The 26,179-nt window shown below is 71.9% G+C and carries 22 protein-coding genes, 1 tRNA gene and 2 pseudogenes; 19 read left to right on the top strand and 6 right to left on the bottom strand.

The genetic code is table 11. The features are described 5' to 3' along the window. The 8 genes and pseudogenes from B9S57_RS07305 to B9S57_RS07270 all read left to right on the top strand — a co-directional run. Positions 1 to 407 (top strand): annotated as a pseudogene (locus tag B9S57_RS07305) (prenyltransferase); the annotation flags it as partial. After that, complete coding sequence (locus B9S57_RS07300) at positions 404 to 1,288, top strand: sugar phosphate isomerase/epimerase (RefSeq protein ID WP_103514706.1); 885 nt, start codon at positions 404 to 406, stop codon at positions 1,286 to 1,288. The pseudogene B9S57_RS07305 and the gene B9S57_RS07300, both read left to right, overlap by 4 nt. Beyond that, entirely contained in the window at positions 1,282 to 1,920 is a 639-nt protein-coding gene (locus B9S57_RS07295) for an EboA domain-containing protein (RefSeq protein WP_103514705.1), read from the top strand. The genes B9S57_RS07300 and B9S57_RS07295 overlap by 7 nt, the downstream gene beginning before the upstream one ends. Next, positions 1,917 to 2,765, top strand: a complete 849-nt coding sequence (locus B9S57_RS07290) for a TatD family hydrolase (protein WP_103514704.1) — start codon at positions 1,917 to 1,919, stop codon at positions 2,763 to 2,765. Before B9S57_RS07295 ends, B9S57_RS07290 begins: the two co-directional genes overlap by 4 nt. A 3-nt stretch (positions 2,766 to 2,768) precedes the next feature. Then, positions 2,769 to 3,944 (top strand): metabolite traffic protein EboE, encoded by a 1,176-nt coding sequence (gene eboE / locus B9S57_RS07285; protein ID WP_103514703.1) that lies wholly within the window; start codon positions 2,769 to 2,771, stop codon positions 3,942 to 3,944. Continuing rightward, positions 3,941 to 5,332 (top strand): nucleotide pyrophosphatase/phosphodiesterase family protein, encoded by a 1,392-nt coding sequence (locus B9S57_RS07280; RefSeq protein ID WP_103514702.1) that lies wholly within the window; start codon positions 3,941 to 3,943, stop codon positions 5,330 to 5,332. The genes eboE and B9S57_RS07280 overlap by 4 nt, the downstream gene beginning before the upstream one ends. A 42-nt stretch (positions 5,333 to 5,374) precedes the next feature. Then, complete coding sequence (locus B9S57_RS07275; protein ID WP_103514711.1) at positions 5,375 to 6,445, top strand: sugar phosphate isomerase/epimerase; 1,071 nt, start codon at positions 5,375 to 5,377, stop codon at positions 6,443 to 6,445. 92 nt (positions 6,446 to 6,537) lie between these two features. After that, positions 6,538 to 6,844: pseudogene (locus B9S57_RS07270) on the top strand (aldehyde dehydrogenase family protein); the annotation flags it as partial. Positions 6,845 to 6,855: 11 nt separating this feature from the next. Here B9S57_RS07270 and B9S57_RS07265 read toward each other — a convergent pair. Further along, positions 6,856 to 8,160, bottom strand: a complete 1,305-nt coding sequence (locus B9S57_RS07265) for a DUF2254 domain-containing protein (RefSeq protein ID WP_103514701.1) — start codon at positions 8,158 to 8,160, stop codon at positions 6,856 to 6,858. 189 nt (positions 8,161 to 8,349) lie between these two features. Between B9S57_RS07265 and B9S57_RS07260 the strand changes: the two genes are divergently transcribed. Together B9S57_RS07260 and B9S57_RS07255 are read left to right on the top strand one after the other, a co-directional pair. Next, positions 8,350 to 8,437, top strand: a tRNA-Leu gene (locus B9S57_RS07260). Between the two features lie 268 nt (positions 8,438 to 8,705). Beyond that, positions 8,706 to 9,419: a VOC family protein gene (locus tag B9S57_RS07255; protein WP_103514700.1), complete on the top strand. Its 714-nt coding sequence runs from the start codon at positions 8,706 to 8,708 to the stop codon at positions 9,417 to 9,419. A gap of 192 nt (positions 9,420 to 9,611) precedes the next feature. Here the strand turns inward: B9S57_RS07255 and B9S57_RS07250 are convergent, their stop codons facing one another. Beyond that, on the bottom strand, positions 9,612 to 11,369 hold the full coding sequence (locus B9S57_RS07250; protein WP_103514699.1) for a hypothetical protein: 1,758 nt from the start codon (positions 11,367 to 11,369) through the stop codon (positions 9,612 to 9,614). A 285-nt stretch (positions 11,370 to 11,654) separates the two neighbouring features. Here B9S57_RS07250 and B9S57_RS07245 point away from each other — a divergent pair, with 285 nt between their 5' ends. From B9S57_RS07245 to B9S57_RS07220, 6 genes are all read left to right on the top strand, one after another. Beyond that, positions 11,655 to 12,671: a LacI family DNA-binding transcriptional regulator gene (locus B9S57_RS07245; RefSeq protein WP_103514698.1), complete on the top strand. Its 1,017-nt coding sequence runs from the start codon at positions 11,655 to 11,657 to the stop codon at positions 12,669 to 12,671. Next, a complete protein-coding gene (locus B9S57_RS07240) occupies positions 12,668 to 14,245 on the top strand; it encodes a sugar ABC transporter ATP-binding protein (RefSeq protein ID WP_103514697.1) in 1,578 nt (525 codons plus the stop codon). The genes B9S57_RS07245 and B9S57_RS07240 overlap by 4 nt, the downstream gene beginning before the upstream one ends. Next, positions 14,235 to 16,202 carry a substrate-binding domain-containing protein gene (locus B9S57_RS07235; protein WP_103514696.1) on the top strand — a complete coding sequence of 656 codons (1,968 nt, stop codon included), beginning with the start codon at positions 14,235 to 14,237 and terminating at the stop codon, positions 16,200 to 16,202. The genes B9S57_RS07240 and B9S57_RS07235 overlap by 11 nt, the downstream gene beginning before the upstream one ends. 20 nt (positions 16,203 to 16,222) lie before the next feature. Continuing rightward, positions 16,223 to 17,161, top strand: coding sequence for a ribokinase (locus B9S57_RS07230; RefSeq protein WP_103514695.1), 939 nt, complete (start codon positions 16,223 to 16,225; stop codon positions 17,159 to 17,161). Beyond that, positions 17,158 to 17,547: a D-ribose pyranase gene (gene rbsD / locus B9S57_RS07225; protein ID WP_103514694.1), complete on the top strand. Its 390-nt coding sequence runs from the start codon at positions 17,158 to 17,160 to the stop codon at positions 17,545 to 17,547. Before B9S57_RS07230 ends, rbsD begins: the two co-directional genes overlap by 4 nt. A 196-nt stretch (positions 17,548 to 17,743) precedes the next feature. Next, on the top strand, positions 17,744 to 18,175 hold the full coding sequence (locus B9S57_RS07220; protein ID WP_103514693.1) for a VOC family protein: 432 nt from the start codon (positions 17,744 to 17,746) through the stop codon (positions 18,173 to 18,175). 9 nt (positions 18,176 to 18,184) lie between these two features. Here B9S57_RS07220 and B9S57_RS07215 read toward each other — a convergent pair whose 3' ends face one another. Then, a complete protein-coding gene (locus B9S57_RS07215; protein WP_103514692.1) occupies positions 18,185 to 18,985 on the bottom strand; it encodes an N-formylglutamate amidohydrolase in 801 nt (266 codons plus the stop codon). A gap of 130 nt (positions 18,986 to 19,115) precedes the next feature. Then, positions 19,116 to 19,994 carry a septum formation family protein gene (locus tag B9S57_RS07210; protein ID WP_103514691.1) on the bottom strand — a complete coding sequence of 293 codons (879 nt, stop codon included), beginning with the start codon at positions 19,992 to 19,994 and terminating at the stop codon, positions 19,116 to 19,118. A gap of 459 nt (positions 19,995 to 20,453) precedes the next feature. Between B9S57_RS07210 and B9S57_RS07205 the strand changes: the two genes are divergently transcribed. Beyond that, on the top strand, positions 20,454 to 20,966 hold the full coding sequence (locus tag B9S57_RS07205) for a DUF1772 domain-containing protein (RefSeq protein WP_103514690.1): 513 nt from the start codon (positions 20,454 to 20,456) through the stop codon (positions 20,964 to 20,966). Between the two features lie 322 nt (positions 20,967 to 21,288). Further along, entirely contained in the window at positions 21,289 to 22,308 is a 1,020-nt protein-coding gene (locus B9S57_RS07200) for an alpha/beta fold hydrolase (protein ID WP_103514689.1), read from the top strand. Positions 22,309 to 22,415: 107 nt separating this feature from the next. Here B9S57_RS07200 and B9S57_RS07195 read toward each other — a convergent pair whose 3' ends face one another. Together B9S57_RS07195 and B9S57_RS07190 are read right to left on the bottom strand one after the other, a co-directional pair. Next, positions 22,416 to 23,216 carry an SAM-dependent methyltransferase gene (locus tag B9S57_RS07195; RefSeq protein ID WP_103514688.1) on the bottom strand — a complete coding sequence of 267 codons (801 nt, stop codon included), beginning with the start codon at positions 23,214 to 23,216 and terminating at the stop codon, positions 22,416 to 22,418. Between the two features lie 233 nt (positions 23,217 to 23,449). Further along, positions 23,450 to 24,793, bottom strand: a complete 1,344-nt coding sequence (locus B9S57_RS07190; RefSeq protein ID WP_308457384.1) for an MFS transporter — start codon at positions 24,791 to 24,793, stop codon at positions 23,450 to 23,452. Positions 24,794 to 24,840: 47 nt separating this feature from the next. Between B9S57_RS07190 and B9S57_RS07185 the strand changes: the two genes are divergently transcribed. Next, positions 24,841 to 26,160, top strand: a complete 1,320-nt coding sequence (locus B9S57_RS07185) for an aminotransferase class I/II-fold pyridoxal phosphate-dependent enzyme (RefSeq protein WP_103514687.1) — start codon at positions 24,841 to 24,843, stop codon at positions 26,158 to 26,160. Positions 26,161 to 26,179: the final 19 nt, after the last annotated feature.

Raw genomic sequence — 26,179 nt, 5'->3', positions numbered from 1 at the left:
TCGGCGCCCACACCTACGCCGTCACCGCCGTCTCCCGGCACGAGGCGCGGGGCGGATCCACCGCCGCACCCCTGGTGGCGCTCGCCGGTGCCGCCGCACTCGCGGGGGCCGTCCTGCGCGGTGGGCCGGCACCGGGGGAGTCCTCCCGGACTCCCGCCGCCACCGAGGGGCTGCTGCTCACCGCCTTCACCGGCGCCTACCTCCGGACCTCCGCGGTCCCCCTCCTGCACGCCGCGCTCAACCCCTCCCCACCCCTCACCCAGCGGGCCGTCGGCGGCGGGATCCGGGCGATGATCCCGCTGCAGGCCGCGCTCGCGACCAGAGCCGGAGCACCCCTGAACGGCCTGGCGGTGATGGGGCTCGTCCCCCTCGCCCGCGCCCTCGCACGGAAGGTGAGCCCCACGTGACCCTCCGCTTCGGCTACGGCACCAACGGCCTGACCGACCTCCGGCTCGACGACGCCCTCGGCCTCCTCGCCGACCTCGGCTACGACGGTGTCGGGCTGACCCTCGACCACATGCACCTCGACCCGCTGGCCCCGGACCTCCCGGGGCGCACCCGCCGGGTGGCCCGCCGGCTCACCGGACTCGGCCTCGGCGTCACGGTCGAGACCGGCGCGCGCTACGTCCTGGACCCCCGGCGCAAGCACGGCCCCTCCCTCCTCGACCCCGACCCCGAAGGCCGCGCGGCCCGCACCGCCCTGCTCGTCCGGGCCGTCGAGGTGGGCGCCGGCCTCGGCGCCCACGCCGTGCACTGCTTCAGCGGCATCACCCCGCCGGACACCACCACGGACACCGCGTGGCAGCGGCTGGCCGACGCACTCGGCCCCGTACTCGAAGCGGCCACCCGCGACGGCGTCCCCCTCGCCATCGAACCGGAACCCGGACACCTCCTCGCCACCCTGGCCGACTTCCACCACCTCCGCACGCTCCTGGGCGACCCGGAACCCCTCGGGCTCACCCTGGACATCGGCCACTGCCAGTGCCTCGAGCCCACCTCGCCCGTCGACTGTGTGAAGGAGGCGGCGCCCTGGCTGCGCCACGTCCAGATCGAGGACATGCGGCGCGGCGTCCACGAGCACCTGCCGTTCGGCGACGGCGAGATCGACTTCCCACCGGTGCTGGAAGCCCTCGCCGCCACCGGGTACGCCGGCCTCACCGTCGTGGAGCTGCCCCGGCACTCCCACGCGGGCCCGGAACTCGCCCGCGGCTCGATCGACTTCCTGCGCCGCGCCACCGGTGCGACGGGCCGCCCCACCGGGACGACGAACGGAGCCGCACCGTGCTGATCGACCGCAGGGAACTCGACGCCCGGCTCGGAGGAGCCGCCAGGGCATGGCTCGACGAAGCGCTCGCCGAGGCCGCACACGCCGCCGCCCACCCCGGGGCGGACAGCGGCGATCCCCCCTGGGAGCTACGGTTCGCCTCGGTGGGAAGGCACTGCGGACTCGAACACGCCGACTCCGTCCGCGCGCTGCTGCTCGTCGAGGCGCGCGCCGGGCTGCCCGCCGTGACCAGGCTCTACGAGCGGGGAACCGCCGCCGAGCGCCGCGCCGTCCTGCTGACGCTGCACCGGCTGGACCTCGGCGCCGCCGCACTCCCGCTCGTCGAGGACGCCCTGCGCACCAACGACACCCGGCTGGTCGCCGCAGCCGTCGGACCCTACGGCGCGGCCCGACTCGACGCACACGGCTGGCGGCACGCCGTCCTCAAATGCCTCTTCACCGAAGTCCCTGTCGAGTCCCTCGACCGCCTCGGCGAGCGGGCCCGCGGCGACGCCGAACTCGCCCGCATGCTCAAGGACTTCGCCGCCGAACGCACCGCGGCGGGCCGTGCCGTCCCCGCCGGTCTGCGGACCGTCCTCGGCCTCACGGCCCCGGCGCCCGTCCCCGCCCCCACGTCCACGGAGGAATCCCGATGAGGATCTTCGACCCCCACATCCACATGACCTCCCGCACCACGGACGACTACCGGGCGATGTACGACGCCGGGGTCCGCGCCCTGGTCGAGCCCTCCTTCTGGCTCGGCCAGCCCCGCACCTCGCCGGCCAGCTTCTTCGACTACTTCGACGCGCTCCTCGGCTGGGAGCCCTTCCGCGCCTCCCAGTACGGCATCGCCCACCACTGCACGCTCGCCCTCAACCCGAAGGAGGCGAACGACCCCCGCTGCACCCCCGTCCTGGAGGCACTGCCCCGGTACCTGGCCAAGGACTCCGTGGTGGCTGTGGGGGAGATCGGCTACGACTCGATGACGCCGGCCGAGGACCACGCCCTGGCCGCCCAGCTCCAGCTCGCCGCGGACCACGGCCTGCCCGCGCTGGTCCACACCCCGCACCGCGACAAGCTCGCCGGACTGCACCGCACCCTCGACGTCGTCCGCGAATCGGCCCTCGCCCCGGAACTGGTCCTGCTGGACCACCTCAACGAGACGACCGTGAAGGACGCCCTCGACAGCGGCTGCTGGGCCGGCTTCTCCATCTACCCGGACACCAAGATGGACGAGGACCGCATGATCACGGTCCTGCGGAACCACGGCACCGACCGGATCCTCGTCAACTCGGCCGCCGACTGGGGCAAGAGTGACCCCCTGAAGACCCGCAAGGTCGCCGACACCATGCTGAAGGCCGGATTCGACGAGGACGACGTCGACAAGGTGCTCTGGCGCAACCCGGTCGCCTTCTACGGCCGGAGCGGCCGGCTCCAGCTCGGCACCACCGCCCCGGGCTCGCTCCACGAGGGCAACTCCATCCTCCGCGGCGGGGAGTGAGCGATGCGCTTCCGCCACCCCGACGGTTCCATCGTCCACCTCGCGTACTGCACCAACGTGCACCCCGCGGAGACCGTCGAAGGAGTCAGGGCCCAGCTCCGGGACCACTGCGAACCCGTACGCAGACGGCTCGGCCGGGACCGCCTCGGCATCGGCCTCTGGCTCGCCAAGGACGCCGCGCGCACCCTGGTCAACGACCCCGCCGCGCTCCGCGCGCTGCGCGGCGAGCTCGACGGCCGCGGCCTCGAGGTGGTCACCCTCAACGGATTCCCGTACGAGGGTTTCGGGGCCCAGGAGGTCAAGTACCGGGTCTACACACCGGACTGGACCGATCCCGAACGGCTCGCCCACACCACCGATCTGGCCCGGCTGCTCGCCGCCCTGCTCCCCGACGACGTCACCGACGGCACGATCTCCACCCTGCCGATCGCCTGGCGCACCCCGTTCGCCGACGACCCCACGGCGGCCGGCATCGCACAGAGGGCGCTCCTCGCCCTCGCCCAGCGGCTCGACGCGCTCTGCGAGCTCACCGGCAAGTCCATCAGGATCGGCCTCGAACCCGAGCCGGGCTGCACGGTGGAGACCACCGCGGACGCCATCGGCACCCTCACCGCGGTGGGCCACGACCGCATCGGGATCTGCGTCGACACCTGCCACCTCGCCACCTCCTTCGAGGACCCCGACACGGCACTCGACGCCCTGAACAGGTCAGGGGTCCCCGTCGCCAAGGCCCAGCTCTCCGCGGCACTGCACGCAGAGCACCCGCACCTGCCCGAGGTGCGCGCCGCCCTCGGGGCCTTCGCCGAACCCCGCTTCCTCCACCAGACCCGCACCCTCACCGCCGCGGGTCTCCGCGGGACCGACGACCTCGACGAGGCGGTCTCCGGCGGAGCGCTCCCGGACAGCACGCCCTGGCGCTCCCACTTCCACGTCCCGCTCCACGCACCCCCCGCGCCCCCGCTCACCTCCACCCTCCCCGTACTCCAGTCGGTGCTGACCCGGCTCGTCGGCGGACCGGTGCCCCTCACCCGGCACCTCGAGGTCGAGACGTACACCTGGCAGGCGCTCCCCGCCGAACTGCGCCCGCGCACCCGGACCCAGCTCGCCGACGGCATCGCCGCCGAACTGACCCTCGCCCGCGACCTCCTCGTCGACCTCGGACTGAAGGAGCTTCCGTGACCACACCGGAATCCGGCACCCGCCCCACCCCGCTCCTCGTCCTGGACGTCGTCGGCCTCACCCCGCAGCTGCTCCAGCACATGCCGAACCTCCGGGCCATGGCCGACTCGAAGGCTCCCCTCTCCACCGTGCTGCCCGCGGTCACCTGCGCCGCCCAGTCCACCTTCCTCACCGGCACCACCCCCGCCGAGCACGGCATCGTCGCCAACGGCTGGTACTTCCGCGAGCTCGGCGACGTCCTCCTGTGGCGCCAGCACAACGGGCTCGTCGAGGGCGACAAGCTGTGGGACGCCGCCCGCCGCGCCCACCCCGGCTACACCGTCGCCAACATCTGCTGGTGGTACGCGATGGGCGCCGACACCGACTGGACGGTCACCCCCCGCCCCGTGTACTACGCCGACGGCCGCAAGGAGCCCGACTGCTACACCCGGCCTCCGGCGCTCCACGACGAACTGACCGAGAAACTGGGCACCTTCCCCCTCTTCCACTTCTGGGGTCCCGGGGCCGACCTGGTCTCCTCTCAGTGGATCATCGACGCCACCCGGCACATCATGGGTACCCGCACCCCCGACCTGGCCCTGTGCTACCTCCCCCACCTGGACTACGACCTCCAGCGCTTCGGTCCCGACGACCCCCGCTCCCACCAGGCGGCGGCCGACCTCGACCGCGCCGTGGCGCCGCTGCTCGACGACGCACGGGCCGAGGGCCGCACCGTCGTCGCGCTCTCCGAGTACGGCATCACCCGCGTCGACCGGCCCGTCGACATCAACCGCGCCCTGCGCCGGGCCGGCCTCCTGGAGGTCCACACCCAGGACGGGATGGAGTACCTCGACCCGATGGCCTCGCGCGCCTTCGCCGTCGCCGACCACCAGCTCGCGCACGTCTACGTACGCCGGCCCGAGGACCTCGCGGCGACCAGGGAGGCCCTCGCCGACCTGCCCGGCATCGCGGAACTCCTCGACGACGAGGGCAAGAAGGCCCAGCAGCTGGACCATCCCCGCTCCGGGGAGCTCGTCGCCGTCGCGGAGAAGGACGCCTGGTTCACGTACTACTACTGGCTCGACGACGCCCGCGCGCCCGACTTCGCGCAGCTCGTCGAGATCCACCGCAAACCGGGCTACGACCCCGTGGAACTCTTCATGGACCCCCAGGACCCCTACGTGCGGGTCAAGGCCGTCTCCGCCGTGGCCCGCAAGAAGCTTGGGATGCGCTACCGCATGGCGGTCGTCCCCCTTGACCCCTCACCCATCCGGGGCAGCCACGGCCGCCTGCCCACGAGCGACGACGAAGGTCCGCTCATCCTCTGCTCCACCCCCCATGCGTTCGGCGACCGCGTCCAGGCCACCGAAGTGAAGTCCCTGCTCCTCCACCTTGCCGGACTGCACTGACAATCCGCCCGCACCCGCACCTCCACAGGGAGATTCGTGATCATGAGCCGCACTCCGAAGGACTCAGAACTCGCCCGCAGACTGAGCCGCCGCAACATCCTGGGCGTCGCCGCCGGAGCCACGGCCGCCACCCTCCTCAGCGGCGCCGCCGCCCAGGCGGCCGGCCCGCAGGCCGGCCAGGGACACGACCGCGGGAAGGGCCACGGCCACGGCAGGGGACGTCCCGTCCTGCCTCCGGGCCGCCTCGGGATCCAGCTCTACAGCCTCCGCGACAAGGTCTCGACCCTCGGTTTCGCCCCCGTCTTCGAGGAACTCGAGGCATACGGGTACGACGAGATCGAGTTCGCCGGCTACACCCAGGGCTCGGCCGGGGCCATCAGCCTCGCCCAGCTCAGGAAGCTCGCCCGGGACCACGGCCTCGACCCGATCGGAAGTCACGTCGGCTACTACGACGACAGCAACCCGGGCGCCTACACCTTCGCCCAGAACCTCACCAAGGTCCTCGACGACGCGGAGGCCCTCGGCCTCAAGCACATCGGCACCGCTTCCGGTCCCTTCCGCTACGGCTCGACGGTCGACGGATGGAAGCGCGCGGCGGAGGACTTCAACACGTACGGAGCCGCCGCCCGCAAGCGCGGCATGAAGTTCTACCAGCACAACCACGCGGAGGAGTTCTCCTTCGCCACGGACCGGCCGAAGGTGCGCCTCTACGACGTCCTGCTCGCCGAGACCGACCCCGACCTGGTCTACCTCGAGATGGACATCTACTGGGCGTTCTGCGCCCAGTTCCGCTTCGGCAAGCGGGCGGACGGCACACCGGCACCGTTCAACCCCATCGACTACGTGCTGAAGCAGCCCGACCGCTACCCCCTCTTCCACGTCAAGGACGGCACCCGCAACGACTCCGCCGTCGACGGCTACGACATGACGGACGTCGGCGACGGGGACATCGACTACAAGAACTTCCTGAGCAGGGTCACCGCGCGGACCCACCGGGGCCGCACCTACCACCACTGGCAGACCGAGCACGACAACCCGGTCGAGTCCTTCGCCTTCGCCCGCAAGTCCAGCGAGCACCTCCACTCGCTGCGCGAGAGCCGCTGCGGGGACTGACTCCGGCACACAGCAGCACGGGGGCCCTCACCGGGCCCCCGTACTGCTGTGTGCCGAGGAACGGACCGGTCATGCCACGCCGGGGCCGGTCACACCCCCCGCCCTCCTCCCCGATCCACCACGCGGCGGAGCCCTTCGGCCCGGTCGGCACGATCGTCCTGGTCGACACCGAGGCCGAACTCCTCGCCGCCACGAACGCGTCGAACGGGGCCTTGGTCGCACCCTGTCGACCGACGACCCGGCGACGTACGAACGGCTGCCCCCGCGGATCCGCGCATTCGAGACCGGCCACGGCACACCGCGTTCGTGGGTGGCGAACTGCTCGTACGGGCGGTGATCGACGGCCCGGGGGAGGGGCGGCTGCCGGGCGACTTCCCGGACCACCACCTCATGCCGTAGGCCTGCACGCGTCAGCCGATTCCCTGGTGGTCGGGCAGCAGGGCGAACTCCCGCTCCGCGGCTTCGGGCACGGTGCGTTCCACGGCTTGCACGAGGAGCGCACGGTGCCGGAGGAGGGGCTTCCTCCGGTCGTCCGGGGCGAGCAGCAGCAGGTCGTCGATCCCGGCCAGCAACCGCCGGGTGACCTGCGGGCTGTTCGCCGAGTGCCCCCTGATCTCCTCGAAGGAGAGATCGACGAGGTCCGTCCAGTCCGGCCCGTCCTGGACGAGTCGCACCTCGCCCCGGCGGTCGCGGTGGTGCACCGGCCCCAGTGGACGGCGTGCCACCGCCGCGAGGATCTGCACGATCCGGTCCAGGCACTGCACGGCGGTGGTCGGATCGTTGACCGCCGGGGACAGGGCCCTCAGGGCGATGTCGGAGAGCTGGCGCAGCCCGAACGCCAGATCCTGGTGGAGCGTGCGCTCGACCCCGAGCGCCATCGTGTACCGCAGCCGGGACCGCGGCGGAGGGTCTCCACCGTGCACGGCCAGCACCGGAGTCCCCGGGACGACGAAGTCCCCGACGCGTGGGATCAGCCGCAGGACGACGCCCTGCCGACGCGCGGCCCGTACCAGCCGTGGCACGTTCACGTCCTTCAGGACCCCTGCCCGCCCCCGGTGCATGACCTGTGCGGTCTCCGGGGCCCGGGGGCCGTCCTCCGACGAGCCGCCGGGCACCCGGCCGATCACCCGGAAGGACTCCCGCGCGATGTGGTCGACGACCGGGCCGACCTGCATGAGGCGCAGCGTGGACGACAGGTAGGCGATGAAGAGCAGCAGACTCAGGCCGACCATCAGAACGGTGACCAGGCTCTGCAGCACGGGCACCGAGAGGATCCGGCGCGGATCCGTCTCGCTCTCGTACGAGGTGAGCACCAGCAGCGAGAAGGCGAAGGTCGCCAGGAACACCGTCAGCGTGAGCTTGCTGATCCGGCTCCGCACGAAGATGCGCACCACCCGGGGGGTGAGCTGACCCGCCGCCATCTGCACGGCCACCAGGGAGATGCTGAAGACGACGCCGATGAAGGTCATCATCGCCGAGCTGATCGTGGTGACGATCGACTTGGCGTCGGAGGCGTAGGAGATCAGGCTCCGGATCTCGTCGTACGCCTTCTCCTCCTGGAGGCCGGCCACGATCTGTGTGTCCAGGAGGGAGAGGCCCCACCAGACGAGGAAGGAACAGATCAGCCCCGTCGTCGGGGCGAACCAGAAGGTGTCGCGCAGATGTTCCCGCAAGGGGGACAGTACGCGGGGCCGTCGGTAGGGGCGGTCACTCATGCCCGCGAAGGTAGCCCGTGAGCACACCGTGTACATGACGCGCCACGGAACGTACGCGATCCGGCGCCGGGCGCACCCGAAGGTGCGCACACCGCACTGACCACCGAAAACGCAGGTGAGAGCCACCCCAAACCCCTGGTATTGTTTTCTTTGTCGCCACGGGGAACACCCCGGGACGACAGACACCTTGTCCGGGTGGCGGAATGGCAGACGCGCTAGCTTGAGGTGCTAGTGCCCTTTATCGGGCGTGGGGGTTCAAGTCCCCCCTCGGACACCATGGTCAACTGACCAGACGGAGCCGGTCGAAGCGACACTTTGTCGCTTCGACCGGCTCTTTCGGCGTGGTGGACGTGATCCGGCCCTCTGCGCATACGCGGAGGCCGACCCTCGCGCCGAGGCCGAACCTCAAGGGGGAGCTCCGGCTGTGGGGCCCGCGGAATACTCGGCTGCGGCTGAAGCCGGTCCGCCCATAGGATCGTCGGCCGAGGCACCTGCACGGCGCCCTGCCGGCAGTCGGCATCCAACGGACCGAGGACGCGTGGCGCATGAGCAGCCGACTCTACGCAATCTCCTTCGACGCGCATCAGCCGGAGCGCCTGGCGCGTTTCTGGTCCGGTGCCCTGGGCCTGGAGAGAGCCGACGATCCTTACGACGGCGTCGCCCTGCTGTCCGGGAACGACGCCGGCCACCGCCTCGGCTTCCGTTCCTCCCAGGCGCACAAGGTCGCCCAGAACCGGCTGCACTTCGACCTGACCAGCACCTCTCTGCAGAACCAGCAGGAGACCGTGGCCAGGGCGCTCGACCTCGGCGCGCAGCACGCCGACATCGGCCAGGGACCGGACGTGCCCCATGTGGTGCTCGCCGACCCCGAAGGGAACGAATTCTGCGTCCTCGAGCCGGGCAACGCATTCCTCGCCGGCTGCGGCTTCCTCGGAGCGCTCGCCTGCGACGGTTCGCAGGCCGTGGGCTACTTCTGGAGCGAGGCGCTGGGCTGGCCGCTGGTCTGGGACCAGGACGAGGAGACCGCCATCCAGTCACCGAACGGCGGCACGAAGATCACGTGGGGCGGTCCGCCGCTCATGCCGGACCCCGGCAAGGACCTGCACCTGGACCTCGTCCCGGACGACGATCAACAAGCAGAGGTCGAGCGCCTGCTCTCCCTCGGGGCGAAGCGTCTCGACTCCGCCCACGGCAAGGACGGCACGGTGCTGCTGGCCGACCCCGACGGCAACGAGTTCCGCCTGCTCACGCGCCGATGAACCCGGAACCGAGGGAGCCGGAAGACCCGCACCCGACCCCGGGCACGGTGTCGGCCGGCCGCCATGGAGAGATCCCCGCCCCGTCGGGTTCTTTCACGTCCAGGGCCCTTCCGGTGCCGCGCCCGCCGTGCACACGGGCGGGCCGGACACCTCGTCCGCACCCACCCGCATGCCAGGTGGCGCCTTCCTCGGTCACACCATGGGCTGTGTGCACTCCGTCGTCGTGCCGTCGCTCAGGCAGGCCCGCACGAAGCGGCCTTCGGTCGCCTTCAGCTTGTCGGCGTCGGCGACCTTCGCGTACGTCCCGCCGGACTGCTTGTCCTCCAGCCATACCGTGACGCCCGCCGTGTCCGAGTGGGCCCAGGCATAGTGGTCGGTCACGGACCAGTCGGGGCGGCCGCCGGACAGGGTGACGCGTGCGCCGCCCGGCAGGGTCGCCGCCGCCCACTCCGTCGCCTTGGACGACCAGGTGGTGACCGCGCTCGGGGAGACCCCCTCACAGGCCTGACCCGGGGCGCACGGGCCGATCGGACCCTGGACGGACGTCTTGTCGATGTTGTTTCCCTGCCGGGTGGCGAACGCCCACTTCTCGCCGTCCACCACCAGCCCGGCGATCTCGTCCCCGGACAGCGGGTCCAGCGCGACCATCTTCGTCGTGCCCGAGGCGGTCAGCCGGCCTCCGGGCAGTGGCACGGGGCGGGCGGTCCGGGAGTCGGCACCGCTCGACGAGTGCTTCATGAGCGTGGCCGAGACGTCGTTGCGGCCCGGCGGGAGTTCCGCCTCGCCCCAGTAGTACATGTGGTACGGGTCCCAGGCCGGACGACCCTGGTAGATCTTGAGCCGGCCCCCCAGGTAGATGTTGGCGTCCTCCACCACGTCACCCTCGTAGTTCGGCATCCACTCGGTGACGCTCGCCGGGTCGATCCCCGTGCACGGAAGCGTGCTGCACGGGGCCTCGGGCGGGGTCGTCGCCATGGAACCCTCGTCCCTGGTGCACTCCGTGCCCGTCGCGTCGCTGACGCAGGCCCGCAGTTCCGGCAGCCAGGAGAACGCCCGGGTGGAGCCCGTCGCCGTGCGGGAGGCGCCGTCACGCGGGAGCGCGGAGTACACCTGGCCCCAGCGGCCCTCGCCCTGCCACGCCTCCAGCCAGAAGCGCCCGCCCGAGGGCAGCTCGCCCTCCGCCCAGCCCAGATAGCTGCCCTGCTTCAGGCGTCCGGCCACCTGCTGCACGGACGCGCCCGACGGCAGCTCGGCCCGGTCGTACTCGGAGCGCTCCACGTACGACCAGTCGGACTGCGGGACCGCCACCGGGTCGGCGACCTCGGCGCACCAGCCCTCGCACGGCCCCAGCGGGACGACCTCGGCGGCGTACTGACCGAGGCACCCCCGCTCTCTGCCGTCGGTGACGCACGCGCTGTTGGCGTACGTGCCCTGGGGGACCGAGGTCGAGTACAGGAACATGCCGGTGGTGCCGGTGGTGGCGCGGTACGAACGCGGGTGCTGCAGGGTCGTGATGATGTTGATGCCGTCGCCCCAGTTGTCCTCGGTGCGCAGCCACAGCCGGCCGTTCTGCACCCCGGTGCCGAAGCGCACCTCGGCCCAGGTGTAGGTACGGCCGCCGGAGGCGTCCCAGGACGGCTTGCCGGTGTACTGGATGATCGTGGTCCCCGAGGCGAGGGTCGTCTGCTTCAGAACCTTCGGCGCCCCGCCGGACTGCCACGCGGTCACCTGGCCCGGATCCGCTCCCTCGCAGGGGAGTTGGGGACAGGGCGCGGCCTGCGCGGCGGCGGGCGCGGCCTGGACCGTGGGCGCCGTCAGCAGGGCGGCGCTCACAGCGGCCGCGGCCAGGACGGCGCAGCGGGACCACCACCGCCGCACACCCGTTACCGCCCGGCGCTCGTTCCCGGGCCCGCGCCCGCTCGCCGTGTCTCTGGCTGCCCCGCCGTCCATCGCACCTCCAGTGCGTCGTGTCACCACCGTGCCGGGCCGGATGAGCCCGGGGCGATGGAACCGGTGGCACCTCTCGGGATCGTCTCCGCGGTGTCTCGGAGCTCGGATTACGGCCAGCCGCAGGCGAAGCGTGTGGAGGGAGTGGTGCATCACAATCCGGCCTCGGGCGCCGCTCAGGGGGTTGATTTCCGCCATGTAATCGATTCCAATCATCCGTGTAATCGATTCCACGGCTGGTACCGCTGGTTTCGAGGCTCACGGAAACCACAAGGAGGTGGTCCGGAAATGGCGAGCATCAAGGATGTCGCGGCCCAGGCAGGAGTCTCTGTCGCCACGGTCTCCCGCGTCCTCAACAGCCATCCCTCCGTCAGCCCGGACGCGCGCCGACGCGTCCTCGCCGCCGTCGAGGCCCTCGGCTACCGGCCCAACGCGGTGGCCCGCTCACTGCGCACCGACCAGACGCGCACGCTCGGGCTCGTCATCAGTGACGTGCTCAACCCGTACTTCACCGCACTGGCCCGCTCCGTGGAGGAGGAGGCCCGCGCCCTCGGCTACAGCGTGATCATCGGCAACGCCGACGAGCGGACCGAGCAGCAGGACGACCACGTCCGCACGCTCCTGGACCGCAGGATCGACGGACTGCTGGTCTCGCCCGCCGACGGTGAGTCCCCCCTCCTGCGGGAGGTCGCCCGCACCGGCACCCCGATGGTCTTCGTGGACCGCTGGGTGCCCGGGGTGGACGTTCCCGTCGTCCGTGCGGACGGTCACCGGGCCATCCAGGACCTCGTCGCCCATCTGTACGCCCTCGGCCACCGCAGGCTCGCCATCATCGCGGGCCCGGCGGCCACCACCACGGGCAACGAACGTGTGGAGGCGTTCCGGGAAGCGATGCGCTCCCACGGGCTCGCCCTCCCCGACGCCTACATCGGGCAGGGCGACTTCCAGGCCGACAGCGGCCGACGGGCCACGGAGCACTTCCTGTCGCTCCCCGACCCGCCCGAGATCGTGTTCGCCGCCGACAACCTCATGGCGCTCGGTGCCCTCGACGCCATCCGCGCACGCGGTCTGCGGGTCCCCGAGGACATCGGGATCGCCGCCTTCGACGACATCCCGTGGTTCGTCCACACCGGCCCGCCGATCACCGCGATCGCCCAGCCGACCGGCGACCTCGGCCGCGCGGCCGTCCGCGCCTTGATCGACATCGTCGAGGGCCGCCCCCCGCAGTCCGTCACCCTGCCCGCCGGCCTCGTCGTACGCAGCTCCTGCGGCGAGAGCACCCCCACTCCCGGGAGCAACGAGTGAGTGAATCAGTCGAGTTGCTGCGCATCGAAGGCGTACGCAAGACCTTCCCCGGCGTCGTCGCCCTGGACCGTGTCGACTTCGACCTGCGCAGCGGTGAAGTGCACGTCCTGCTCGGTGAGAACGGCGCCGGCAAGAGCACCCTCATCAAGATGCTCTCCGGCGCCTACCGCCCGGACGCCGGGCGGATCTTCGCCGGTGGGCGAGAGGTGCGGATCAGCGGCGCGCAGGACGCCGAGAAGCTCGGAATCGCCACGATCTACCAGGAGTTCAACCTGGTCCCCGATCTGACCGTCGCAGAGAACATCTTCCTCGGCCGCCAGCCACGCCGCCTCGGCGTGATCGACCGGCGGCGCATGGAAGCCGACGCCGAGGTGCTCCTGCGCCGCGTCGGCCTGCACGTCTCACCCCGGGTCCGGGTCCGTGAACTGGGCATCGCCCGGCTGCAGATGGTCGAGATCGCCAAGGCGCTCAGCCTGGACGCACGTGTCCTGATCATGGACGAGCCGACGGCGGTCCTGACCTCCGAAGAGGTCGACAAGCTCTTCGGGATCGTGCGGCAGCTGCGCGGGGACGGCGTCGGCGTCGTCTTCATCACCCACCACCTCGACGAGATCGCCGCCCTCGGCGACCGCGTCACCGTCCTGCGCGACGGCCGCAGCATCGACCAGGTGCCCGCCTCGACGCCCGAGGCGGAGCTCGTCCAGCTCATGGTGGGCCGCAGCATCGACCAGCAGTACCCGCGCGAACGCCCCGAGACCGGAGCGCCGTTGCTCTCCGTCCGCGGGCTCACCCGCGACGGGGTGTTCCACGACATCAGCTTCGACGTGCGGGCCGGTGAGGTGGTCGGGCTCGCAGGACTCGTCGGAGCGGGTCGCACCGAGGTCGCCCGCGCCGTCTTCGGCGCCGACCCGTACGACACCGGCACGGTCGACGTGAGCGGCGAGCGGCTCGGCAAGCACGACGTGACCGCCGCCATGGGCGCCGGGATCGGGCTCGTCCCCGAGGACCGCAAGGGCCAGGGCCTCGTCCTCGACGCCTCCGTGCAGGAGAACCTCGGCCTGGTCACCCTCCGCTCGGCGACCCGCTCCGGACTCGTCGACGTCAAGGGGCAGCGCACGGCCGCCGCCCGGATCGCGGAGCAGCTCGGCGTACGGATGTCGGGCCTCGGCCAGCACGTCCGGACCCTGTCCGGCGGCAACCAGCAGAAGGTCGTCATCGGCAAGTGGCTCCTGGCCGACACCCGGGTGCTGATCCTCGACGAGCCCACGCGTGGCATCGACGTCGGCGCCAAGGTCGAGATCTACCAGCTCATCAACGAGCTGACGGCCTCCGGACACGCCGTGCTGATGATCTCCAGCGACCTGCCCGAGGTCCTCGGCATGAGCGACCGGGTCCTCGTCATGGCCCAGGGCCGCATCGCCGGTGAACTCCCCGCCCACGAAGCCACCCAGGACGCCGTGATGGCCCTCGCCGTCAGCGGCGCCCCCGTCACCGCCCCGTCCGCCGAAAACCCCGAGTACACCGAGTACACCGAGCGCACCGAGAACGCAGAGGAGAGCCCCCGTGGCCACTGACACGCATCCGAGCAAGGCGGGCGCGGGCGGCGCCGGACACACCCTCCGCCGCCTCCTGCTCGACAACGGCGCGCTCAGCGCCCTGGTCGTCCTCCTGGTGGCGATGTCGCTGCTCTCCGGCGACTTCCTCACCACCCAGAACCTCCTGAACGTCGGTGTCCAGGCCGCCGTGACCGCGATCCTCGCGTTCGGCGTCACCTTCGTCATCGTCTCGGCCGGCATCGACCTCTCCGTCGGTTCCGTCGCCGCACTCTCCGCGACCGTCCTCGCCTGGTCCGCGACCTCTGCGGGCGTACCCGTCTGGCTGGCGGTCGTCATCGCCGTGGCGACCGGCATCGCCTGCGGCTTCGTCAGTGGCGCCCTCGTCGCGTACGGCAAGCTGCCCAGCTTCATCGCGACCCTGGCGATGCTCTCGGTGGCGCGGGGGCTGTCCCTGGTCATCTCGCAGGGCAGGCCGATCCCCTTCCCCGACTCCGTCTCCGTGCTCGGTGACACGCTCGGCGGCTGGCTGCCCGTCCCGGTCCTCGTGATGATCGCCATGGGCCTGATAGCCGCACTGATCCTGGCCCGCACCTACATCGGCCGCTCCATGTACGCCATCGGCGGCAACGAGGAGGCGGCCCGCCTCTCCGGCCTGCGCGTCAAGAAGCAGAAGCTCGCCATCTACGCCCTGTCCGGCCTCTTCGCCGCCGTCGCCGGCATCGTCCTGGCCTCCCGCCTGGTCTCCGCACAGCCCCAGGCCGCGCAGGGGTACGAACTCGACGCGATCGCCGCGGTCGTCATCGGCGGGGCCAGCCTCGCGGGCGGCGTCGGCAAGGCGTCCGGAACCCTGATCGGCGCGCTGATCCTCGCCGTGCTGCGCAACGGCCTCAACCTCCTTTCGGTGTCCGCCTTCTGGCAGCAGGTCGTCATCGGTGTCGTCATCGCCCTCGCGGTGCTCCTGGACACCCTGCGCCGCAAGGCAGGACCGGGTGCCGCTTCCGCCGGCGGCTCGTCCGCCGCACCCGGAGGCCCTGGAAAGGGCCGCAAGGGAGCGACGCAGCTGGGCATTGCCGTGGTCTGCGTGGCCGCCGTGATCGCCGCGGTGACCTTCTTCAACAAGTCCGGTTCCACCGGCACCACCACCAAGGTGGGAATGTCGCTCTCCACTCTGAACAACCCCTTCTTCGTCCAGATGAAGGAGGGCGCGCAGGAGGAGGCGAAGGCCGCCGGAGTGGACCTCACGGTCACCGACGCCCAGAACGACGCCTCGCAACAGGCCAACCAGCTGCAGAACTTCACCAGCTCCGGGGTGGACTCCGTCATCGTCAACCCGGTGGACTCCGACGCCGTCGGCCCCGGCGTCCGCGGTGCCAACCAAGCCGGCATCCCGGTGATCGCCGCCGACCGGGGCGTCAACAAGGCCGAGACCGCCACCCTCGTGGCCTCCGACAACGTCGCGGGCGGCAAGCTCGCCGCGAAGACGCTCGCCGGCCGCCTCGGCGGCAAGGGCAGCATCATCGTCCTGCAGGGCACGGCCGGCACCTCGGCCAGCCGTGAGCGCGGCGCGGGCTTCGCCGAGGGCATCAAGGCCTACCCGGGCATCAAGGTCGTGGCCACCCAGCCGGCGGACTTCGACCGCACCAAGGGCCTCGACGTCATGACCAACCTGCTCCAGTCCCACCCCACCGTCAACGGCGTCTTCGCCGAGAACGACGAGATGGCGCTCGGCGCGGTCAAGGCACTGGGCAGCAAGGCGGGGAAGTCCGTCCCGGTCGTCGGCTTCGACGGAACGCCCGACGGGCTGACCGCGGTCGAGGCGGGCACGCTCTACGCCTCCGTGGCCCAGCAGCCCAAGGAACTCGGGAAGATCGCCGTCCGGAACGCGATCCGTGCTGCCGACGGCAAGAAGGTCGACAGCACGGTCAAGGTGCCGGTCAAGGTCGTCACCCGCCAGAACGTCGCCGACTTCTCCTGATCACGGAAGGTACTGCCCAGATGCACGGGAACGATGACTCCGCGCCGCTCGCTCCGCCCCGGTACGACCTGCTGGTCGTCGGCTCGGCCAACGCCGACCTGGTCGTCGGCGTCGACCGCCGCCCCGGACCGGGGGAGACGGTGCTCGGCTCCGACCTCGTCGTCCACCCCGGCGGCAAGGGCGCCAACCAGGCGGTCGCCGCCGCCCGCCTCGGCGCCCGTACGGCCCTGCTGGCCCGGGTCGGCGACGACGCCCACGGGCGGCTGCTGCGCGCCTCGCAGCAGGAGGCGGGCGTCGACACCGGCGGAGTCCTCGTCGGGGGCGCGCCCACCGGCGTCGCCCTCATCACCGTCGACCCCTCGGGCGACAACAGCATCGTCGTGTCCCCGGGCGCCAACGCCCGGCTGACCCCCGAGGACATCAGGGCCGCAGGGCCTCTGCTCGCCTCGGCCCGCGTCGTCTCCGTACAGCTGGAGATTCCGCTGGACACCGTCGCGGAGACGGCGCGTGCCCTCGGTTCCGGAGCGCGGCTGGTCCTCAACCCGTCCCCGCCAGCGCCGCTCCCCGACGAGGTGCTGGCGGCCTGCGACCCGCTGGTCGTCAACGAGCACGAGGCGCGCTCCATCCTCGGTGAGGGCGCGGGCAGCACCCCGGAGTCCTGGGCGCGGGGGCTCACCGCGCTCGGCCCCCGGTCGGTGGTCATCACCCTGGGGGCGGAGGGCGCACTGGTCTGCGACACGCGGGGAGGCGCTCCCGTACGTGTGCCGAGCCCCCGGGTCGATGCCGTGGACACGACGGGCGCGGGCGACGCGTTCACGGCGGCGCTCGCCTGGCGGCTCGGTCTGGGCGAGGAACTGGAACAGGCCGCCGCGTTCGCCGTCCGGGTCGGCGCGGCGGCGGTCACCAGGCAGGGCGCGCAGGCGTCCTTCCCCACCATCGAACAGGTCGCGGCGCTGTGAAGAAGTCGGGCATCCTCAACCGCCACCTCGCGGGCGCCCTGGCCGAACTGGGCCACGGCGACGGCGTCCTGATATGCGACGTGGGCATGCCCATCCCGCCGGGGCCGCGCGTGGTCGACCTGGCCTTCCGGGCGGGCGTCCCGTCGTTCGCGGAGGTCCTGGACGGACTGCTGGACGAACTGGTGGTGGAGGGCGCGACAGCGGCCGAGGAGATGCGGGAGGCCAATCCGGAAGCCGCCCGGCTCCTGGCGGCCCGGCTCCCGGAGCCGGCGCACGTGTCGCACGAGCGGCTGAAGGAACTCACCGCGTCGGCCCGGCTGGTCGTACGGACCGGCGAGGCCCGGCCCTATGCCAACGTCCTTTTGCGGTGCGGCGTCTTCTTCTGACGCCGCACGGCGGCCGGGGCTAGAATCCGTCATGTGACTGCCGGGTCGGCCATGGGCCATGTACGAGAGCGCTGCCCGGCCCCCGCGTGACCACATGGCGGGCACGAGCCCCGCCGCCCTGTCGTGTTCTCCCGCCCGGCGCCCGTATGGGGCGCCCCCGTCCCAGCGGAATCCACGACACGGAGACGTGACACACATGCCCGAGACAGAGCAGCAAGCAGACCGGGACCACCAGGGCGTCGACGTCGTCCAGTTGGACCACCACGCGGTGTACGCCAAGGACCGCGGCCTGTCGGCCGAGTTCATCGCAGCGGTCCTCGGTCTGGAGGTCGGCTCCCCGTTCGGGCCGTTCCTCCCCGTCGACCTCGGCAACGGCGTGACGCTCGACTACTACGAACTGCGGGACGAGCCGGTGCAGCCGCAGCACTACGCCTTCCTCGTCCCCGACGCCGGGTTCGACACCATGATCGCCCGGCTCGGGGCGCTCGATGTCACCTACTACGCCGATCCACGGCACACCGAACCCGGGCAGATCAACCGCCTCTTCGGCGGAAGGGGGGCCTACTTCAAGGACCCGGACGGCCACAACATGGAGATCATGACCCGGCCCTACGCCCGGCCCAGGTAGCCGCTTCCGTCACCCGTCCGTGAGGCCGTCCACCAGTGCGGTCAGCGCGGAGGCCAGCGCGTCGAGCCCAGGGACGTACGGGCCGCCCGGCTCGGTCATGTACGTGTCGCGCCGGATCTCGATCATCAGCGCGGAGACCCGCCGGTCCCTCCCGTAGTGCTTCAGCGGCACGTACGTACCGGGGAAGGGGCTGTTCAGCCCCGTGCCGCCGAATCCGGCGAACGCCGCCTCCGCCCGGGCGAGGAGCCCGGGCGGGGTGTGGAAGCCGTCGGTGCCCAGACAGACCGGGGGGCGGGGGCCGGCGCCGTGCAGCTCGTACGGGAGTGCGGTGGACGGGTAGGAATGGAGGTCGACGACGACCGCGCGCCCCGTGGCGGCGAGCCGTTCGTCCACGGCCGCGGTCATCGCCCGGGCGTACGGGTGGAACCAGCGGTCGAGCAGGGGCTCCGGATCAGCGCCGGGAGGCCGGAGCCGCTCCCCGTGCGTGGTGCGGGTGTAGACGGCGCCCATGCCGACGGCCAGCATCTCCTCCCGGTCGTCGGGGAACCGCTCGGGGTCGACGACCAGCCGGGACAGGCCGTTGACGAAACGCCAGGGAGCCACCGCGCAGGCCGTGGAGGCCCTGGCTGCCAGCTCGGCCGTGTGGGAGTCCGTGATGTGGTCGAGTTCGGTCTCCAGCGCCTCGTCGTCGAGCACGATGCCCGCGCGTACGGGTGCGGGGATCGCCCGTGAGGAGTGCGGGACGTGCAGCAGCACCGGCGATCCGACGGCGCCGGGCACGAGATGGAAGGGCGAGGGGTCGGGGCTCAACGGTGGTTCCTCGTACGCAGGGAAGGCGGACGCGGCGCGCCCGGTCCGCCCATCCTCCCCCGCGTCGCCCCGGTGCCCCTGCACGGCCCCGACCGGGCAGGGGACACCCGAGCGGGCCCCCGACGCCGGGTCAGCTCGCCCAGACGTCGGCGTCGTCGGCGGGGATGGTGGTGGCGAGCTTCAGCTCCTTGCGGGCGGCGACCGTCTTGTGCGGGTCGATGCCCGTGAACGCCATGTCGTAGGCGATGTAGAAGTCGTCGATGCCGGCCGCGGATGCGGCATCGTCCCACGCCTCGGCGGTCTCCCCGAGCTGGGTGCGGAGCTTGACGGTCTCCGGCTGGTCCACGCTCTTCAGGGCGGCGAGGTGCGAGTCCAGTGCCTTGGCGACGGCCTCGGCCTGCTTCTTGTAGCCGGCCAGGTCCTTCTCGATCTGGTCCGCCTCCGGCTGGTTGCTCCAGAACGCCTCGTAGACGGCGTTCGCACCCTTCAGGTAGGAGCGCTGGTCGGCGGTGAGGGAGGCGTTCTTGAGCGAGCCGGAGAACGTGCCCGACTCCTTGGCGTACGTGCAGCTCACAGCCCGGTCGCCGTCCGCCCAGCTCTCCTTGGTGGGGTAGTAGATGAAGAGCCCGACCCCTTCGGGCACCGCCCAGGTGTCGGGGACGAACTTCTGCGACTCCGCCGGGCAGCCCTCGTCGGCCATCTTCGACGCCTCCGTGTCCCCGGGGTACTCCGACTTCCCTTCGATGGAGAACTCGCCGACGACCTGGCCCTTGTGCGCCTCTCCGCACGGCACGATCTCGACGCTGGACTCCTGGCTCTCGCCCGTCCCGGCGTTCGGGTTGTAGCAGTCGCCGGGGGTCAGCGAGAAGACCGATCGCTGACGCGCCACCTTCTTGGCGCCGTCCTTGGCGCTGTCGACGAGATCGGCACAACCCACCGCGCCGATCGCGAGAAGGGCTACGGCGGCGGATATGCCGCGTGCTGAACGTGACGTGACACCGGAGAACATGACGTGGGCATCCTCAAACGGAAGAACTGTGAACAGGTGTGCGCATCGTATGGCATAAATATGACCTCTCTGTGTGCAGGTGATATCCGGCGATGCCCCCTCTCGTCCGTGCCGTGCCGTGCGGAAGGGGGTGGGACGCGGTGCTTCGCCACCGCGCGAGGGTCGTCCTCGCGTCCGGACCCGCAGCGTCCGAAGGGCCCGCAAACGGAGGGGTCGGCTACCGCTTCGGGAATCAACTCCCCTTAATACAGCGCACTCTGATATTTCTTCAGCGCGAGGTGCGCAGCATGCTCCGGAGTGGCGTCCCGTCGGCGTCGCTGAGCTGGGGCGCGCCGAGCGCGGCCGGTCCGGCCGGGACGCCGAAGCGGTCCGGGGCGTCGGCCCGCCACCATCACCGGCCCCGACGGGGCCGCCCGTCCCGTTCGTCGACCGGGCCTCAGCGCCGGAATCGGAGCACGCATGAGAGCACTGCAGACCGCTGCACTCCTCGCCTCGGCGGCGGGCGCCGCCCTGATGGCCGGGCTGTTCTGCGCCTTCTCCTACGCCGTCATGCCGGGCCTGGCCCGCGGTGACGACCGTTCCTTCGTCCAGAGCATGCAGCACATCAACAAGGCCATCCTCAACGGCTGGTTCCTCCTTCCCTTCCTCCTGCCACTGCCCCTGCTCGTCCTGGCGACGGTCCTCGCGGCCAAGGGGCACAGCCGGGGAGCCCTCCCCTGGATCATCGCGGCGCTTGCGCTGTACGCGGCGGCCTTCCTCGTGACCGGTACGCAGAACGTCCCGCTCAACGACGCACTCGACAAGGTGCCGATCGACGCGGGCCCCGCCCGGCTCGGGGACGCGCGGGCGGCGTTCGAGGACCGCTGGGTCACGTGGAACACCGTCCGCGCGGTCCTTCACACCGCGTCCCTCGGCGCGCTGCTCTGGGCGATCCACCTCCATGGCGCGGCCAAGGGGGAGACGGGCTCGTAGGCGCGGGCGCCACGGGGAGCCTGAGGACCCAGGCCGCGACGGCGATCGCCCGCTCGGCCGGCCGGATGAGCCCGTACGCCGCGACGCGGTAGGCGCGGAACCGCGCCTGACGAGGCGTCGCTTCCCCCGCAGGTGGTGCCACGACGATCACAGGGCGCGTCTTCCGGTGGGACCAGCGCGCGCGTGTTACGAATGCCGGGACGGCGGGCGGCCACCCCGGATCACACACGGGCGCCGCCTGAAACGTCCCGGTAATCCGCTCGGCGCGGGAGCTTTCTACCCTCGCTCGGGAATCGTCGGAGCAGCAGACGGAGGCGGTGCCGTGGCCGGCGCACCAGTACGCGGACGACAGGCCGAGCACAGCGTGGGGCTGTCCCACCGCACCATCCACGGCTACCGCCGTGCCTACCGGATGGCGGGGGAGGGGCCTGCCATCCTGCTCATCCACGGCATCGGTGACTCGTCCGCGACCTGGGCCGAGCTGATCCCCGAGCTGGCCCGCCACCACACGGTGATCGCTCCGGACCTCCTCGGGCACGGCGCCTCGGACAAGCCTCGCGCCGACTACTCGGTGGCGGCCTACGCGAACGGCATCCGCGACCTGCTGGGCGTCCTGGGTATCGAACGCGCCACCCTGGTCGGACACTCCCTCGGCGGTGGTGTGGCCATGCAGTTCGCCTACCAGTACCCCGAACGCACCGACCGGCTGATCCTGGTGAGCGCGGGCGGCGTGGGGCGGGAGGTCAACCCCGTGCTGCGAGCCGTCTCCCTCCCCGGCGCCGATCTGATGCTGTCCACGCTGCGCCTGCCGGGGATGCGCAGCCAGGTCGGCCTCTTCACCCGGCTGATCAAGCTGCTCGACACCGATCTCGGGCAGGACGCGGGCGAACTGATCGACCTCGTGGACGCCCTCCCCGACAGCACCTCCCGCAGCGCCTTCATCAGCACGCTGAGAGCGGTGGTCGACTGGCGCGGCCAGGTCGTCACGATGCTGGACCGCTGCTACCTGACGCAGGGCATGCCCACGCTCCTGCTGTGGGGCTCCCGCGACAGCGTCGTCCCCGTGCACCACGCCTACGGAGCCCATGCGGCCATGCCCGGCAGTCGCCTGGAGATCTTCGAGGGCGCCGGTCACTTCCCCTTCCACAGCGACCCGGCGCGCTTCTGCGCCCTGGTCGAGGACTTCATGGGCACCACGGCCCCGGCCGACTGGAGCCAGGAACGCTGGCGCGAACTTCTCCGCGCCGGCCGTCCCAGCAGTGCGGCCGGCGCGCCGGACCCCGCCTTCGACCGGGCGGTGGACCGTGACCTGCGGGAGGCGAGCGAGCGCAGCGCCACATGAGGGGAGCCCCCCCGTACGGCCGGGGACCAGACGGGCGGCGTGCTGCAACTCCCCTCCCACGAGAGAAGTTCCGCCCGCCTGGTCCCTCGTTCACGTACGGCGGACGGTTACGCCTTGCGGGCGACCGCGCACCACATGGGCAGGGTGTCGTCCGGGGTGTCGGACGGCCCGGGCCGCCAGCGCGTCAGGGTGACCACGCCCGGATCGAGGATCTCCAGGCCCTCGAAGAAGCGTTCCACGTCCTTCCGGGTGCGCGGGGTCGCGGAGGCGTGGGCGGCGGCGCGCTCGTTGTAGATCCGCATCGATTCCGCGACCTCGGGGGCGGTGACGTCGGCGGCCGGGTGGGACAGGACGAGATGGCTGCCCGGGGCGAGCCGGTCCAGCAGGCGGCGGGCGATGTCCCACGGGTCCTCGGAGTCCTTGATGTACTGCAGGATCGCCACCAGCGTCAGCCCGACCGGCCGGCTCAGATCCAGGGTGCGGGATGCCGCGTCGAGGATCGTGTCGACGTCCCGCGCGTCGGCCTGCACGTAGTCGGTCTGTCCCTCGGGGCCGCTGACCAGTAGAGCCCGGGCGTGGGTGAGGACGATCGGGTCGTTGTCGACGTAGACGACGCGTGCGTCGGGAGCGGCCCGCTGGGCCACCTCGTGCGTGTTCTCGGCGGCGGGGATGCCCGTGCCGATGTCGAGGAACTGGCGGACCCCGGTCGCCGCGAGGTGACGCACGGCGCGTCCGAGGAAAGCCCGGTTGGCGCGGACCGACGGCACGATGGTCGGGTTCGCCCGGGCGGCGAGCTCGGCGGCCTCCTGGTCGACCGGGTAGTGGTCCTTGCCTCCCAGCCAGACGTTGTAGACGCGTGCGGGATGCGCACTGGCGGGATGCGGTGTGGGCAGCGGGTATTCGTTCATCGTTCGTCACCTCGTGCGGCCAAAGCGGCCCGGTCGGACTCGTGTTCGGCCACGGTACCCCCGGTGATCAGCCATCGATCGTCGATCGGCGGGAACAGGGCCGACGCCGTGCGTCCGGTGCGTGTCCCGGGCGCGTCACGTCACGGCCTGTCGAGTTGCCGGACGAGGCCCACGAGACCCACGCCCAACAGTCACGCTGCTCCGGTCGTCGGAGCGTACGGACGGGGCCGCCGTCAGCTGCCGGGTGCGGGCGGAGGCGGTGATGTGGCGGGGGAGTGACCGGAGTCGGCGGCAGGACGGATCTTCGGCGCACTCGTGTGCCCGGCCGCCGGCGCCGGGTGTGCGGCGATCGGCCTGACCAGTCGGTGCTGGGCGAGGCAGGCCGCCACCAGGGTGGCGCCGAGCACCGGCCAGGCGAGCGGGCCGACGCTCACGGCGATCCCGACGACGACGGGGCCGAGGCTGCGCTGCGCCGACTGGGCCAGGCCGTGCACGCCGAGATAGGCGCCCTGGGCCTCGCCGGGCGCGAGGGTGACGGAGAGTTCCCAGGACGCGAGCGAGTGCAGGATCTCGGCGAGGGTGAAGGCGACCGCCGCGACGAGGACCGCGGCGGTGGCGAACCAGGGGCCACCGCCGGCCGAGGCTGCGAGCGCCACCCCTCCGGTCAGGAAGGCGGCACCGATGGGGACGAGCAGGCGGCGTGCGGCGGCGCTCGTCTCCCCGAAGCGGGAGAGCGGCACCTGGAGCGCGATCACCAGCGCGCTGTTGAGGACGAGCACCAGCGGCGCCAGCCCGACCGGGGCGTCGGTGGCGTGGACGATCCACAGGGGGAACCCGACCTGGAGGATGCTGTCGTCCAGGAACAGCCATATCTCCGACCCGGTGAACGCGAGGTAGCGTCGGTCCCTCCACGGCGTCGGCGTCCCGGTCCGGTCGGTGGGCGGGCCCGACGCGGCGACCGTGCGACTGGGTGCCGGGGGTTCCGCACACCGCAGGGTCAGGGCCCCGATGACCACGTACGAGGCGACGTTGGCGAGCAGGAGCGCCTGGTAGGAGGCAGTGGTGCCCACAGTGAGCGCGGCAGCGGCCCCGGCCGCGCCCACGGCCCAGCCGATGTTCACGGCGGTGCGCTGGATCGCCTGGTAGCGGATGCGGTCGGGGCCCGCGACGCGTGCGGCGAACAGCTTGGTGAGAACGCTCGACGCACGGTCCGGCAGCGACCCCAGCGCCGAGAACAGCACCAGGAGTGCGTAGTCGTCGGTCGTCAGCAGGGCCAGGAGGGCCGCTCCCCTGGCGAGCTGGGCGACGACGAGGACGCGCGTCACGGGAAAGCGGTCGGCCAGCCGTCCCGCGAGCGGCGGACCGGCGATGCCGAGGACGCCGGACAGCCCCATGAGTACGCCGATCTGAGCCACCGACAGATGGGCGACATAGATGAAGTAGAGCGTGGCCGCCCCCGCCCACAGCCCGGTGCCCACCTTGTCGATGACGGCGACGACCAGCATCCGCCGTCCGTCGCGGCCTCCCGGGATGGTGAAGCGCCGGGTGAAGGGTGCTCGGCTCGGGGCCGGTTCCATCGTGTTCCCCCTTGACAGGCATTTTGTATCGGTACAAACTGTCGTCTGTGGCAGAACAATATGGGATCGCGGGCGGTACGGCCAGGGAGATTTCGGCATCCGTCGAACACCGCGTGGCCGACGGCACGTTGCAGCCGGGCGCCTCTCTGCCTCCGGTCAGGCGACTGGCCGAGGAGCTGGGCGTGAGCGCGGGGACGGTCGCGGCGGCGTACAAGGAACTCCGGGGCCGCGGGGTGGTGGTGACCCTGGGGCGTGGTGGCACGGTGGTGGCGTCCGCACCCGCCGTCACCTCGCGGCGGCCTCCCCGGGTGCCCGCCGGACTCCGTGACCTCGCGGGTGGGCACCCCGACCCCGCTTGCCTCCCGGTGCTGGCCCCGCCCGCGCGCGTGGCCCCCGTGCCCGGATCGCACCGCGCCTCACCGAGGCTCGCGACGCTCGAGGACGCCGCCCGCGCCTGGTTCGCCCGCGACGGAGTGCCGACCGGCTCGGTGACGTTCGCCCACGGCGCTCTGGACTGCATCGCCAGGCTGCTGTCCACCGAGCTCAGGCCCGGGGACGCCGTGGCCGTGGAGGATCCCGGTTTCCATCACCTCCTCGACCTGGTGACGGCGTCGGGCCTGCGCATGCTGCCGGTGACGGTCGACGACGAGGGCATCCGCCCGGAAGCGCTGCGCACCGCCCTGCGCGCGGGGGCCCGCGCGCTGGTGTGCAGCCCCCGCGGCCAGAGCCCCTCCGGCGCCCGGTTCACCCCCGGCCGCCGCGATCAACTCCTCACCGTGCTGGGCGACTTCCCGGAGGTGCTGGTCGTGGAGGACGACCACAACGCGGACATCGCCGGCGCGGACGCGGTGAATCTCGCCTCCGGCGGCCTGCCCCGTTGGGCCCATGTGCGTACGGTGTCCAAGCACCTGGGGATCGACCTGCGCTGGGCCGCCCTCGCCTCCGACCCCGCCACCCTCGCACGGCACGACGGGCGGATGCTGCTCACGTCCGGATGGGTCAGCCACATCCTCCAGGCGACGGTCGAGGACCTCCTGACCGATCCGGCGGTGGCCCGGCTGGTGGCCGAGGCGGCCGACACCTACACCGCCCGCCGCGCGGCCCTGACCGCCGCACTGCAGGGGCACGGCATCGCGTCACACGGGGTCAGCGGGCTCAACGTGTGGGTGCCCGTCCGCGACGAGTCCGCCGTCGTCAACGGACTGCGCACCCGGGGCTGGTGGACCGCGGCGGGAACCCGCTTCCGCATCGCCTCCCCGCCGGCGGTGCGCGTCACCACCGCCACCCTCACCCCCGCCGAAGCCGCACAGCTGGCACAGGACTTCGCGGACGTGCTCGCCGAGTCACAGGCGGTCTACGGCGGCTGAGGGCTGTCCCGCAGGCGCG

The sequence above is a fragment of the Streptomyces sp. SM10 genome (assembly GCF_002910915.1).
GTDB lineage: Bacteria > Actinomycetota > Actinomycetes > Streptomycetales > Streptomycetaceae > Streptomyces.
This window is presented reverse-complemented; position numbering and strand designations above follow the sequence as displayed.

Coding starts and splice junctions, on each gene's coding strand:
- B9S57_RS07290 (WP_103514704.1), top strand. CDS start 1,917: ATGAGGATCTTCGACCCCCACATCCACATGACCTCCCGCACCACGGAC.
- eboE (WP_103514703.1), top strand. CDS start 2,769: ATGCGCTTCCGCCACCCCGACGGTTCCATCGTCCACCTCGCGTACTGC.
- B9S57_RS07275 (WP_103514711.1), top strand. CDS start 5,375: ATGAGCCGCACTCCGAAGGACTCAGAACTCGCCCGCAGACTGAGCCGC.
- B9S57_RS07265 (WP_103514701.1), bottom strand. CDS start 8,160: ATGAGTGACCGCCCCTACCGACGGCCCCGCGTACTGTCCCCCTTGCGG.
- B9S57_RS07255 (WP_103514700.1), top strand. CDS start 8,706: ATGAGCAGCCGACTCTACGCAATCTCCTTCGACGCGCATCAGCCGGAG.
- B9S57_RS07250 (WP_103514699.1), bottom strand. CDS start 11,369: ATGGACGGCGGGGCAGCCAGAGACACGGCGAGCGGGCGCGGGCCCGGG.
- B9S57_RS07245 (WP_103514698.1), top strand. CDS start 11,655: ATGGCGAGCATCAAGGATGTCGCGGCCCAGGCAGGAGTCTCTGTCGCC.
- B9S57_RS07230 (WP_103514695.1), top strand. CDS start 16,223: ATGCACGGGAACGATGACTCCGCGCCGCTCGCTCCGCCCCGGTACGAC.
- B9S57_RS07220 (WP_103514693.1), top strand. CDS start 17,744: ATGCCCGAGACAGAGCAGCAAGCAGACCGGGACCACCAGGGCGTCGAC.
- B9S57_RS07210 (WP_103514691.1), bottom strand. CDS start 19,994: ATGTTCTCCGGTGTCACGTCACGTTCAGCACGCGGCATATCCGCCGCC.
- B9S57_RS07205 (WP_103514690.1), top strand. CDS start 20,454: ATGAGAGCACTGCAGACCGCTGCACTCCTCGCCTCGGCGGCGGGCGCC.
- B9S57_RS07195 (WP_103514688.1), bottom strand. CDS start 23,216: ATGAACGAATACCCGCTGCCCACACCGCATCCCGCCAGTGCGCATCCC.
- B9S57_RS07190 (WP_308457384.1), bottom strand. CDS start 24,793: ATGGAACCGGCCCCGAGCCGAGCACCCTTCACCCGGCGCTTCACCATC.